The sequence below is a fragment of the Shewanella sp. HL-SH8 genome (assembly GCF_051165765.1).
GTDB lineage: Bacteria > Pseudomonadota > Gammaproteobacteria > Enterobacterales > Shewanellaceae > Shewanella > Shewanella glacialimarina.
This window is the reverse complement of sequence record NZ_CP195039.1, coordinates 368,993-380,901: the sequence shown is the minus strand read 5'-3', so window position 1 is coordinate 380,901 and position 11,909 is coordinate 368,993. Positions and strand designations below refer to the sequence as shown.

The 11,909-nt window shown below is 41.4% G+C and carries 12 protein-coding genes and 1 pseudogene; all 13 read right to left on the bottom strand.

Annotated elements, in window-relative coordinates:
* Positions 1–65: 65 nt before the first annotated feature.
* Entirely contained in the window at positions 66–494 is a 429-nt protein-coding gene (locus ACRWQN_RS01655; RefSeq protein WP_226412216.1) for a F0F1 ATP synthase subunit epsilon, read from the bottom strand.
* A gap of 36 nt (positions 495–530) precedes the next feature.
* Positions 531–1,922, bottom strand: a complete 1,392-nt coding sequence (gene atpD, locus ACRWQN_RS01650; RefSeq protein WP_434927688.1) for a F0F1 ATP synthase subunit beta — start codon at positions 1,920–1,922, stop codon at positions 531–533.
* A gap of 35 nt (positions 1,923–1,957) precedes the next feature.
* Positions 1,958–2,818 (bottom strand): F0F1 ATP synthase subunit gamma, encoded by an 861-nt coding sequence (gene atpG / locus ACRWQN_RS01645; protein ID WP_226412220.1) that lies wholly within the window; start codon positions 2,816–2,818, stop codon positions 1,958–1,960.
* Between the two features lie 51 nt (positions 2,819–2,869).
* Complete coding sequence (atpA, locus tag ACRWQN_RS01640; protein WP_434927687.1) at positions 2,870–4,411, bottom strand: F0F1 ATP synthase subunit alpha; 1,542 nt, start codon at positions 4,409–4,411, stop codon at positions 2,870–2,872.
* A 14-nt stretch (positions 4,412–4,425) separates the two neighbouring features.
* Positions 4,426–4,959 carry a F0F1 ATP synthase subunit delta gene (gene atpH / locus ACRWQN_RS01635; protein ID WP_434927686.1) on the bottom strand — a complete coding sequence of 178 codons (534 nt, stop codon included), beginning with the start codon at positions 4,957–4,959 and terminating at the stop codon, positions 4,426–4,428.
* A 15-nt stretch (positions 4,960–4,974) separates the two neighbouring features.
* Positions 4,975–5,445: a F0F1 ATP synthase subunit B gene (gene atpF, locus ACRWQN_RS01630; RefSeq protein ID WP_188843211.1), complete on the bottom strand. Its 471-nt coding sequence runs from the start codon at positions 5,443–5,445 to the stop codon at positions 4,975–4,977.
* A gap of 27 nt (positions 5,446–5,472) precedes the next feature.
* Positions 5,473–5,727, bottom strand: a complete 255-nt coding sequence (gene atpE, locus ACRWQN_RS01625) for a F0F1 ATP synthase subunit C (RefSeq protein WP_188843213.1) — start codon at positions 5,725–5,727, stop codon at positions 5,473–5,475.
* Positions 5,728–5,764: 37 nt separating this feature from the next.
* The gene (atpB, locus tag ACRWQN_RS01620) at positions 5,765–6,586 is read right to left on the bottom strand and encodes a F0F1 ATP synthase subunit A (RefSeq protein WP_434927685.1); all 822 of its coding nucleotides are present in this window, start codon (positions 6,584–6,586) and stop codon (positions 5,765–5,767) included.
* A 12-nt stretch (positions 6,587–6,598) separates the two neighbouring features.
* Complete coding sequence (locus ACRWQN_RS01615; RefSeq protein WP_434927684.1) at positions 6,599–6,982, bottom strand: ATP synthase subunit I; 384 nt, start codon at positions 6,980–6,982, stop codon at positions 6,599–6,601.
* A gap of 226 nt (positions 6,983–7,208) precedes the next feature.
* Positions 7,209–8,090: a ParB/RepB/Spo0J family partition protein gene (locus tag ACRWQN_RS01610; protein WP_434927683.1), complete on the bottom strand. Its 882-nt coding sequence runs from the start codon at positions 8,088–8,090 to the stop codon at positions 7,209–7,211.
* A gap of 9 nt (positions 8,091–8,099) precedes the next feature.
* The gene (locus tag ACRWQN_RS01605; protein ID WP_226412236.1) at positions 8,100–8,888 is read right to left on the bottom strand and encodes a ParA family protein; all 789 of its coding nucleotides are present in this window, start codon (positions 8,886–8,888) and stop codon (positions 8,100–8,102) included.
* A 56-nt stretch (positions 8,889–8,944) separates the two neighbouring features.
* Positions 8,945–9,565 (bottom strand): 16S rRNA (guanine(527)-N(7))-methyltransferase RsmG, encoded by a 621-nt coding sequence (gene rsmG / locus ACRWQN_RS01600; protein WP_434927682.1) that lies wholly within the window; start codon positions 9,563–9,565, stop codon positions 8,945–8,947.
* Positions 9,566–9,679: 114 nt separating this feature from the next.
* Positions 9,680–11,524, bottom strand: a pseudogene (mnmG, locus tag ACRWQN_RS01595) (tRNA uridine-5-carboxymethylaminomethyl(34) synthesis enzyme MnmG); the annotation flags it as partial.
* Positions 11,525–11,909: the final 385 nt, after the last annotated feature.

Sequence of the window (11,909 nt, the reverse complement as noted above, 5' to 3'; positions counted from 1 at the left end):
TAAAACAGCAGTAATAAAAAAGGCGACTCATAAATGAGTCGCCTTTTATCCAGCAAATAATCAACTTATCTGGTGATATTTCTTTTGATGGTTTCAACAACTTTCAATTGCGCTATCGATTTAGCTAATTCAATTGTTGCGGCTTCATAATTGAAGTCTACGCCGGCATTAGCAATTTTCTCTTCTGCACGACGTTTAGCTTCTAAAGCTGCTTGCTCATCAATATCATCGGCACGCAATCCAACATCAGCAAGAACAGAAATAGATGTTGGTTGAATTTCCAGGATACCACCTGAAAGATACAACACTTCTTCACTGCCATCTTGCTTGACTATGCGCGCCATGCCAGGTTTGATCTTTGTTAGCAAAGGAGCATGATTAGGCATAATACCTAATTCACCTTCAGCACCAGATACTTCAAAAAAAGTAACTTCGCCGTGGTATAAGCTTTTCTCTGCACTAACAATATCAAGTTTGACTGTCATGCCTGCCATTGAGCTCTCCTTAAAGAACTAAGCTTTACGGCCTAGTTATTTCTTCTTGTTCGCTTTTTCGATAGCTTCATCGATTGAGCCAACCATGTAGAACGCTTGCTCAGGGATGTGATCGAACTCACCATCCAAGATACCCTTAAAGCCACGAATAGTGTCTTTAAGAGAAACGTACTTACCAGGAGAACCGGTAAACACTTCTGCTACGAAGAAAGGTTGAGACAAGAAACGTTCAATCTTACGTGCTCTGAATACCATGGTTTTGTCATTATCTGACAACTCATCCATACCCAAAATAGCAATAATGTCTTTCAGCTCTTTATAACGCTGTAATACAGTTTGTACACCGCTTGCAACATCATAATGCTCTTGACCTACAACCTGTGGATCTAACTGACGTGAAGTCGAATCCAATGGGTCAACCGCTGGGTAAATACCTAGCGATGCAATATTACGAGACAATACAACAGTCGCATCTAAGTGAGCGAAGGTTGTTGCTGGTGACGGATCTGTTAAGTCATCCGCTGGGACATATACCGCTTGTACAGAAGTAATAGAGCCTGTTTTGGTTGAAGCGATACGTTCTTGAAGAACACCCATCTCTTCAGCCAGTGTTGGCTGATAACCTACTGCAGAAGGCATACGACCTAAAAGTGCAGATACTTCAGTACCCGCTAAGGTGTAACGGTAAATGTTGTCAACGAACAACAGTACGTCACGACCTTCGTCACGGAACTTTTCAGCGATACTCAGGCCTGTTAACGCTACGCGTAAACGGTTACCTGGAGGCTCGTTCATTTGACCGTAAACCATGGCTACTTTGTCTAATACGCCTGAATCTTCCATCTCGTAGTAGAAGTCGTTACCCTCACGAGTACGCTCACCAACACCAGCGAATACAGAAAGACCCGAGTGAGCTTTAGCGATGTTGTTAATCAGTTCCATCATGTTAACTGTTTTACCAACACCAGCACCACCGAACAGACCGACTTTACCACCTTTAGCGAAAGGACAAACAAGGTCGATAACCTTGATACCCGTCTCTAATAGCTCAGTTGAATTTGACTGATCTTCGTATGAAGGTGCTGCACGGTGAATTTCATAACGCTCTTCTTCACCAATTGGACCCGCTTCATCGATAGGCTCGCCCAATACGTTCATAATACGGCCAAGGGTCTTAACCCCTACCGGAACAGAAATTGGTGAACCTGAGTTTGCTACCTCTAAACCACGACGCAGACCATCAGAAGAACCCATAGCGATGGTACGAACAACACCACCACCTAGTTGTTGCTGAACTTCCAGCACCAAACCATTACATGGGCTTTCGCCTGTGATCTTCAGAGCGTCATATACTCGAGGTACAGAATCTTGTGGAAACTCTACGTCCACAACCGCGCCAATTACTTGGACAACAGTACCTGTGCTCATGATTAATCCTCTAAACTTGATTTCGTTACCTAAACCTAAACCGCTGCAGCGCCTGATACAATTTCCGACAGTTCTTGCGTAATAGCAGCCTGACGGGCCTTGTTATAGACGAGTTGTAAACCATCGATCATGTCGCCAGCGTTATCTGTTGCCGCTTTCATTGCTACCATACGGGCAGACTGTTCAGAGGCAATATTTTCAACAACACCTTGATATACTTGTGATTCTATATAACGAGTTAGCAGTGTTTCCAAAATTTCTTTTGGATCTGGCTCGTAAATATAATCCCAAGGATAACTAGCTACTTCTTCATCTGATTTAGGTAAAGGTAGCAGTTGCTCGATCACAGGAGTCTGGGTCATTGTATTAACAAACTTGTTAAACACAATGTACAGACGGTCCAGTTTGCCTTCGTTGTAAGCTTTTAACATGACACGTACAGTGCCAATCAAATCAGCAAGTTTGGGCGCGTCGCCTAAACCTGATGCATGGGCGGAAATTTGACCACCAAAGCTTTTAAAAAACTGAACAGAACGGGCACCAATTGGGCAAAACTCAACTTCTGCGCCTTGTTCTTTCCATTTTTTAATGTCTGTCACAACCTTTTTAAATAAGTTGGTATTCAAACCACCACAAAGACCACGGTCGGTTGCTACAACAATGTAACCAACCCGCTTAGCATCTCGAACTTCTAACATTGGATGTTTAAATTCGAGAGTACCTTGCGCTACGTGACCGATCACTTTACGCATATTTTCAGCATATGGACGGCTTGCTGCCATGCGTTCCTGCGCTTTACGCATTTTGCTGGCGGCTACCATCTCCATAGCGGAAGTGATCTTCTGAGTATTTTTGATACTCGCGATCTTGGTTTTAATCTCTTTAGCGTTAGCCATCTCTACTCTCCAATCTGGGACCTGAGGTGCCCATGGACACCCCGTTCATTGTTACCAGGTTTGGGTTTCAATGAACTTGTCCATGCCTGCCTTTAACTCACCTTCGATATCAGCGTTATAATCGCCAGTAGCATTGATGGTGTTCATAAGGTCAGCATGTTGACTGTTCATGTATGAAAGCAGAGCGGCTTCAAAGCGACCGATTTCATTTAAAGCAACACTTTTAAGGAAGCCTTTTTCAGCTGCAAAAATAGACACAGACTGGGCGGCAACACTCATTGGTGCATATTGCTTTTGCTTCATTAATTCGGTTACACGCTCACCATGCTCAAGTTGAGCACGAGTTGCTTCATCTAAATCAGATGCGAACTGTGAGAACGCTGCAAGCTCACGATACTGTGCAAGTGCGGTACGAATACCACCAGACAGTTTCTTGATGATCTTAGTCTGCGCTGCACCACCAACACGAGAAACAGAAATACCTGGGTTAACTGCTGGACGAAGTCCTGAGTTAAACAAGTCAGTTTCAAGGAAGATCTGACCATCGGTAATCGAAATTACGTTAGTCGGTACGAACGCTGATACGTCACCAGCTTGGGTTTCAATAATAGGTAACGCAGTTAAAGAACCGGTTTTACCTGTTACTGCACCTTTAGTAAATTTCTCTACATAATTTTCGTTTACGCGTGAAGCACGCTCTAATAAACGAGAGTGTAGATAGAAAACGTCACCTGGGTATGCTTCACGTCCTGGTGGACGCTTCAATAGTAATGAAATCTGACGGTAAGCAACTGCTTGCTTAGACAAATCATCATATACGATTAAAGAATCTTCACCGCGGTCACGGAAGTATTCACCCATAGAACAACCAGAATATGGCGCCAAAAATTGCAGTGCAGCTGTTTCTGAAGCAGATGCAACTACAACGATAGTGTTTGCTAATGCGCCATGTTCTTCAAGTTTACGTACTACGTTGGCTATGGTAGAGGCTTTCTGACCAACAGCAACATAGACACACTTAATGCCTGAATCTTTCTGGTTGATAATTGCATCGATTGCCATCGCTGTTTTACCAGTCTGACGGTCACCAATGATCAATTCACGTTGTCCACGACCAATAGGGATCATAGAATCAACGGCTTTATAACCTGTTTGAACTGGTTGCGATACTGACTTACGTTCAATAACACCAGGAGCAATTACTTCAACAGGAGAGAAACCATCGTTGTCGACAGGTCCTTTTCCGTCAATAGGCTCACCCAGTGTGTTAACAACGCGACCAAGTAGACCACGACCAACTGGTACTTCAAGAATACGACCAGTGGTTCTAACTTTATCGCCTTCTGCTAAACTAGCATAAGGCCCCATCACTACAGCGCCGACAGAATCACGTTCTAAGTTCAACGCGATTGCAAAACAGCCACCAGGCAGTTCGATCATTTCACCTTGCATTACATCGGCAAGGCCGTTAATGCGAATGATGCCGTCACTTACTGCAACGATTGTACCTTCGTTGCGAGCTTCACTAACGACGTTGAACTGCTCGATCCGCTGTTTAATCAGATCGCTGATTTCAGTGGAATTCAGTTGCATGCTAAAACTCCCAATTACGACTGCAGCTTATCAGACAGACGCGATAACTTACCGCTTACCGAGCCATCAATGACTAGGTCGCCTGATTTAATAATCACACCGCCGATTAGCGATGTATCAATACTGCAATTCAGCTTAACTTTGCGTGCGAGACGTTTCTCTAAAGAAACACTAATTTGCTGCTGTTGCTCAGAGTTTAACTCGAAAGCAGAAACCACATCGGCCTCAACTTCTTTCGCCCACTCATTTCGGTATTCAGCAAAAATCAGCGATACAGAAGGCAGTATCGCTAAACGACCGTTTTCAGCCATTACCTTTATCAGGTTTTGACCTTGCTCGTTGACTTGTTCTCCACATACTTTAATAAAGAGTGAAGCAAGTTCAGCACTGGCTAGAGTGCCATTAAGCAGTGGCTTTATTGATTCGTTTACACTTACCAATGACGCGAAAGTTAACATTTCTGTCCAACTATCTACCGCTTTATGTTCAACTGCAAAATCAAAAGCTGCCTTTGCGTAAGGACGAGCGATGGTGCTTAATTCAGCCATTACTCAACTCCTTAATCAAATTTCAGCAACTAGTTTATTAACTATGTCGCTGTGGGCTGCTGGGTCAATCGAACGCTCAAGAATCTTCTCTGCACCAATGATGGCTAGAGCCGCTACTTGCTTACGCAAGTCATCTTTCACGCGATTACGTTCGTTCTCAATTTCTGCTTTACCCTGAGCGACAATTTTAGCTCGCTCAGCATCTGCTTCAGCCTTTGCTTCTTCAACGATTTGAGCTTTTCGCTTGTTAGCTTGCTCAATAATTTCGTTGGCAGTTGCCTTAGCATCTTTAAGTTGCTCAGTGGCTTTCGCTTGAGCTAACTCTAGATCTTTTGCAGCACGGCCGGCATCGGCCAGACCATCAGCAATTTTCTTCTGGCGCTCTTCGATAGCATTCATCAACGGCGGCCATACAAACTTCATGCAGAACCACACAAAGAGCGCAAAAGATATTGCTTGGCCTAGCAGGGTAGCGTTAATACTCATAACGTCAACTCCTTACAGGGTGCTAAATTAGCCAAGTTGAGCTAAGAATGGGTTCGCGAATACGAAGAATAATGCAACACCAACCGCAATCATAGAGATCGCATCAAGTAGACCCGCTACGATGAACATCTTAGTTTGTAACGCTGGCGCTAGCTCAGGTTGACGTGCAGAAGCTTCTAAGAACTTACCACCTAAGATTGCGAATCCGATTGCTGTACCTAATGCAGCTAGGCCAATCATGATAGCAACAGCGATTGCCGTAAAACCAATTACAGTTTCCATTTTATCTCCGATAAATGTCTAATTATCAATTTCTAAATTAATGTTCTTCATGAGCCATGCTTAGATAAACAATCGTCAGCATCATGAAAATAAAGGCCTGCAGCACAATAACCAAAATATGGAATATAGCCCAAGGCACTGAAAGTGCGAACTGAGCCCACCAAGGCATAAGTGCTATCAGAATAAAGATCAACTCACCTGCATACAGGTTACCAAACAGACGAAGCGCTAATGAAATAGGCTTCGCAATCAAGGTGACAGTTTCCAAAACTAAGTTTACTGGAATCAATAACCAATGATTGAAAGGTTGTAATGTTAGTTCCTTAGTGAAACCGCCAATACCCTTAACTTTAATACTGTAAAACACAATCAACACAAACACACTTAAGGACATACCTAAAGTGACGTTTAAATCGGTGGTAGGTACAATTTTAAGGTAAGGAACACCTAATAATCTGTTTGCGGCTTCAGGTATAAAATCAACCGGAATTAAGTCCATTAAGTTCATCAGGAAAATCCAGACGAATATAGTTAGACCTAACGGTGCAATAACAGCATTACGACCATTAAATGAATCTTTTGCTATTTTATCAACACCTTCCACGCACATTTCAACGAAACATTGAAATTTACCTGGAACACCAGTGGTTGCTTTTTTTCCTGCTTTGCGGAATAACCACAAAAACAAGATCCCAAGGCCAACTGAAAACAAAAGTGAGTCAATGTGCCAAGTCCAAAACCCGGCATCTTGACATGCATAGTTAAAAGCAACTCCGCCATCGGCAGAACACATTTTCGCATTAGTCAGGTGATGCTGGATATACTCGGAAGCGTTTAATGCTTCACCAGTTGTCGCCATGATTAATCTCACTTAATTTTGCTTGAAGTATAAAGGGACTGTCCATGGCACTATAAGACCTAAAGCATAGGTTGCAAATAAAGGTGCGAACACCATATCTAACAAACCAAACGCAATAGCAAACAATACTATGGTTAGCAGTAACTTTACCGCTTCCCCCAGAAAAAACGATTGAACGACTTTTCCTGACGCACTTGCCCCCGCATGGGAAAAGGCTAGGGTTGCGAATACAAAATTGGGCAGTACAGCAATGAGACCTCCCGCCAAAGCAGAAAGACCATACTGAACACCCCACAGAGCGAAAAGTAAAATTGATGTTGCCCCAACAACCGCCGCCTGAAATATCACCATTTTATAGGCTGAAGACCGGCCACGACGCGCTAAAACATTAGTCAAATTTTTCTCTCCGCATTCGTGCTTTTTGCGAGTTGCAGTCTAAATTAACTTTATTAACCCAGCCTTAACTTACAAAAAGCCTGCAAAGTATACCTTTTCGCATTTTGTTTGCAACTTTGATAAGCGTAAAACAGCTATTTTAAAGGTGATTTGCATCAAGAACTGCAAAAACAAAAATAGATAGCTGCATCACAAACTTATTGATGATGTGGTTTATTGTTAAAAATTAGTGAATTTTACTCAAAATACCGTCTAATTCAGCAAGATTTTGATAATTTATTACAATTTTACCCTTTCCTTTACTGCCATGATTAATTGCAACTTTAGCACCTAATCTTTCAATTAACTGTTGCTCTAAACGGCTTACATCATGATCTTTAGGCATAGTTTCAGGAGGTTTAGCAGGATTTATCGCTTTATTTACTAATCGTTCTGTTTCACGAACAGTCATTTCTTTCGATGCGACTAATCTGGCAAGGTTAGTTTGCTCATCACCTTCAATAGCAAGTAAGGCACGGGCATGGCCCATATCTATATCGCCATTTTCTAATAAACGCTTTACCGGCTCATTAAGACTGTTTAAACGCAACAAATTAGATACTGATGCACGTGACTTGCCTACGGCATCGGCCACTTGTTGATGGGTGAGTTCAAATTCAGTCAATAGGCGCTGTAATGCTATGGCTTCTTCCATTGCATTGAGGTCTTCACGCTGAATATTCTCAATTAAGGCAATCGCTACAGCAGCTTCATCAGCCACTTGTTTAACTAAACATGGCACTTTATTCAGCTTTGCGATTTGAGCTGCACGCCAACGACGTTCACCGGCAATAATTTCATATTTAAATTCTGATACTTTACGCACAACAATGGGCTGAATAATCCCTTGTGAGCGAATAGATTCAGCTAATTCTTCTAGCGCTTCAGGTGACATATCTTTACGAGGTTGATATTTGCCCGGTTGCAATAAATCCAGATCAAGATGTATCAGCTCATTATCCTGTTGATTGACACTATTTTGCTGAATATCTGATTGTCGACTTGCCGCATTGCTATGGCTTAGTAGGGCATCCAAGCCTTTACCTAAACCGCGTTTTTTTACCGTCATTATCTCATCCTACGCTTGTTTAATGGTTGTTTGCTGCTCTGCACGGCGAATAATTTCGCCTGCTAAGGCTAAATATGCTTTAGCTCCGGCACTGCTCTTATCATAATACATGGCAGGTGCGCCAAAACTTGGTGCTTCAGCTAAACGAATATTTCTCGGGATCACGGTACGATAAACTTTTTCACCAAAATGTTGTTTTAGTTGATCAGATACATCGTTAGATAATCGATTACGGGGGTCGTACATAGTACGAAGGATCCCTTCTATTTTTAGGGCCGGATTAACCATAGCGCCTAATTTTGTGATGGTATCAATTAATGCGGTGAGTCCTTCAAGGGCATAATATTCACATTGCATAGGTACTAATACTGAATCAGCTGCTGACATGGCATTTACGGTCAACATATTGAGTGATGGCGGACAATCAATAAAAATAAAATCGTATTGATCTTTAATCGGGGCCAGTGCATTACGTAAGCGAATTTCACGAGCGTAAAATTCCATTAATTTGATCTCTGCAGCGGTAACATCTCCATTGCCAGCAATGAGATCATATTTACCTACGGTATTTCTTATCACCATTTCATCGAACGGTTTTTCTTCTACCAGTAACTCATAGGCGGTGTTTTCGACTTCATATTTGTCAACACCACTGCCCATAGTGGCATTACCTTGTGGATCTAAATCAATCAACAACACTTTACGCTTTGTGGCGGCAAGTGATGCGGCTAAATTTACGCAAGTTGTTGTTTTTCCTACGCCACCTTTTTGGTTGGCTACGGCAATGATTTTACCCACAATATTATCCTGTTGTAATTATTGATGTCCGGTATACGTATATCTGCTAGTGAGTATTACATTTTTACCAATTTTAATAAATGTCGCTGTTCATCAAGCTTTGGTACTTGTAAAACGATGGTTTCAATCAGCTTAAACTCAGCAGGTATTGCGGCTATTTCAGCTTCGGTCAATTGACCTTTTAATGCGTAGAATAATCCACCTTCTTTAGGTAAATGGTGACACCAGTTCAACATGTCGGTAATAGAAGCAAATGCTCTGCTTAACACACCATCAAATTTATCTTTGGGATGATAAGCTTCTACTCTGCTTTCAATAGAGCTGAAATTGTTAATCTTTAACTCGAATTGAACCTGTTTTTGAAAACGGATACGTTTACCTAAACTGTCTAGTAAGACAAATTCTTTATCCGGATTTAAGATCGCAAGTGGGATCCCAGGTAAACCCGGGCCGGTTCCAACATCAATAAATCGTTGGCCCTCAAGATAAGGGGATACCACTAAACTGTCCATCACATGACGGATTAACATTTGTTCAGGTAATCTAACCGAAGTTAAATTATAGGCTTTATTCCATTTGTTGAGCATTTCAACAAAGCCAACAAGTTGTTTTTGTTGTAATTCTGTCGCTGATATGTTTATTTCAGCTAAATAATCACTAAGTTGAGCTGCTAGCACAAATAACGCCTCTTTAATTTTTTATCGATGAGCTTCGGTATTATGAAGCCGTAAAAGCACTAAGGGAAGCCTTATGGCTCCCCTTATGATTGAGTTTAATCGGTTTAGTTGAATTTATGCAGTTTTTCTCAATAAGCCACGTTTTTTCAAATGTACCAATAAAATGGATATTGCTGCTGGGGTTATCCCCGATATACGCGATGCTTGACCAACTGTATCAGGTTTATGGTTGTTTAATTTTGCAATAACCTCATTGGATAAACCGGGTACTTCTTGATAATCCAAATCTAACGGCAACAATGAACTTTCATGACGAATAGCTTTATCTATTTCGCCTTGCTGACGTTGTATATAACCTGAATATTTAACTTGAATTTGTACTTGTTCTGCTGCTTGTGGATCTTCAAGTCCAGGGCCAAATCCTTCTAAAGACATTAACTTAGAGTAGTCCATTTCTGGTCGACGTAATAAGTCCTCAAAAGAAGCTTCACGTGATATAGGTGTATTTAACTCTGGATTTAATACATCTAGCAAAGGTGAATTTGGGTGAACCCATTGGCCACGAAGACGCTGCAATTCCAATTCGATCGATTCACGTTTTTCAGTGAATTTAGCCCAGCGATCATCATCGACTAATCCTAATTCACGGCCTTTTTCAGTCAAACGTAAGTCAGCATTATCTTCACGCAGTAATAATCGATACTCTGCACGACTGGTGAACATACGGTACGGTTCTTTGGTGCCTAAAGTTGATAAATCATCAACTAAAACACCAAGATAAGCTTCATCACGGCGTGGACACCAGCTTTCTTTACCTTGCACCTGTAAACTAGCATTCATTCCTGCAAGTAAGCCCTGTGCAGCAGCTTCTTCGTATCCTGTTGTACCGTTAATTTGCCCTGCAAAGAATAATCCAGCGATCGCTTTTGTTTCTAGTGAATTTTTAAGATCCCTTGGATCAAAATAATCATATTCAATAGCATAACCTGGTCGCATAATTTCAGCATTTTCCATGCCTTTAATCGAACGAACTAAATTAAGCTGTACATCAAATGGCAAACTGGTTGAAATACCATTTGGATAAATTTCATTCGTACTTAGGCCTTTCTGGCTCGATAAATATCTGATGTGATGATTTATCTGCAAAGCGATGTATTTTATCTTCAATGGATGGACAATATCTTGGACCAATACCTTCGATAACCCCTGAATACATTGGACTTCTGTCTAAACCACCACGAATAATATCGTGGGTCTTTTCATTGGTGTGGGTGATATAACAAGATACTTGTCTAGGATGCTGACTAACATCACCAATAAATGACATTACTGGCAATGGTGTATCGCCTTTTTGTTCTGTCATTTGATTAAAATCAATAGTGTTTGCATCAATACGAGGTGGTGTACCTGTTTTTAATCGTCCGACACGGATTGGTAATTCACGTAAACGATTTGCTAGTGCGATAGCTGGTGGATCACCTGCTCTACCACCGCTGTAGTTTTGCATGCCAATGTGAATTTTACCGCTTAAAAAAGTGCCTGTTGTTAACACAACACTTGGTGCTTCAAATGCTAATCCCATTTGAGTAACAACACCAATAATTCTATTATTTTCAACAACAACGTCATCTACAGCTTGTTGGAATATTCGCAAGTTAGCTTGATTTTGAAGAATGTGTTGAATTTTTTGACGATACAAAGCTCTGTCAGCTTGTGCCCGAGTAGCTCGAACCGCTGGTCCTTTGCTGGAATTTAATGTTCTAAATTGAATTCCTGCAAAGTCAGTTGCTATTGCCATTGAACCGCCCAAAGCGTCAATTTCTTTGACCAAATGACCTTTTCCGATACCACCGATTGCTGGGTTACAGGACATTTGTCCTAGAGTATCGATATTGTGCGTGAGTAATAGGGTTTTTGATCCCATTCTTGCAGCGGCGAGTGCGGCTTCAGTTCCGGCATGACCACCACCAACAACAATTACATCAAACCGTTCATGAAAATGCATTTGCAACCTACGTTAACTAATTTAAAAAAATGGGTTAAAAAAATTGTCGAGTTTTAGTCGAGTTCAAATTGAGCGGATCATTTTAGCATTTGAAGGGCACTTGGTGAAAGATCATTTTTACCTGTTCGATCTAATGTGGTTTGACTAATAGATCTTAAGATCTTTATATAGATCTTCTTATTATGTTTATTATTAGGATCGATGAAATCTGTGGGTAACGCTAATTTTTTATTAATATTATAGGCTTACAAGATCCTAATCCTGTGATCATTTAGCGATCAAACCCAAGATAAGCTGGGGATAGATCGCATAGTTATCCACAAGGGGGATCTTGATCAA

Bases quoted from the DNA above. Each gene is read 5' to 3' on its own strand.
- ACRWQN_RS01655 (WP_226412216.1), bottom strand. From the start codon at position 494: ATGGCAGGCATGACAGTCAAACTTGATATTGTTAGTGCAGAGAAAAGC.
- atpD (WP_434927688.1), bottom strand. From the start codon at position 1,922: ATGAGCACAGGTACTGTTGTCCAAGTAATTGGCGCGGTTGTGGACGTA.
- atpG (WP_226412220.1), bottom strand. From the start codon at position 2,818: ATGGCTAACGCTAAAGAGATTAAAACCAAGATCGCGAGTATCAAAAAT.
- atpA (WP_434927687.1), bottom strand. From the start codon at position 4,411: ATGCAACTGAATTCCACTGAAATCAGCGATCTGATTAAACAGCGGATC.
- atpH (WP_434927686.1), bottom strand. From the start codon at position 4,959: ATGGCTGAATTAAGCACCATCGCTCGTCCTTACGCAAAGGCAGCTTTT.
- atpF (WP_188843211.1), bottom strand. From the start codon at position 5,445: ATGAGTATTAACGCTACCCTGCTAGGCCAAGCAATATCTTTTGCGCTC.
- atpE (WP_188843213.1), bottom strand. From the start codon at position 5,727: ATGGAAACTGTAATTGGTTTTACGGCAATCGCTGTTGCTATCATGATT.
- atpB (WP_434927685.1), bottom strand. From the start codon at position 6,586: ATGGCGACAACTGGTGAAGCATTAAACGCTTCCGAGTATATCCAGCAT.
- ACRWQN_RS01610 (WP_434927683.1), bottom strand. From the start codon at position 8,090: ATGACGGTAAAAAAACGCGGTTTAGGTAAAGGCTTGGATGCCCTACTA.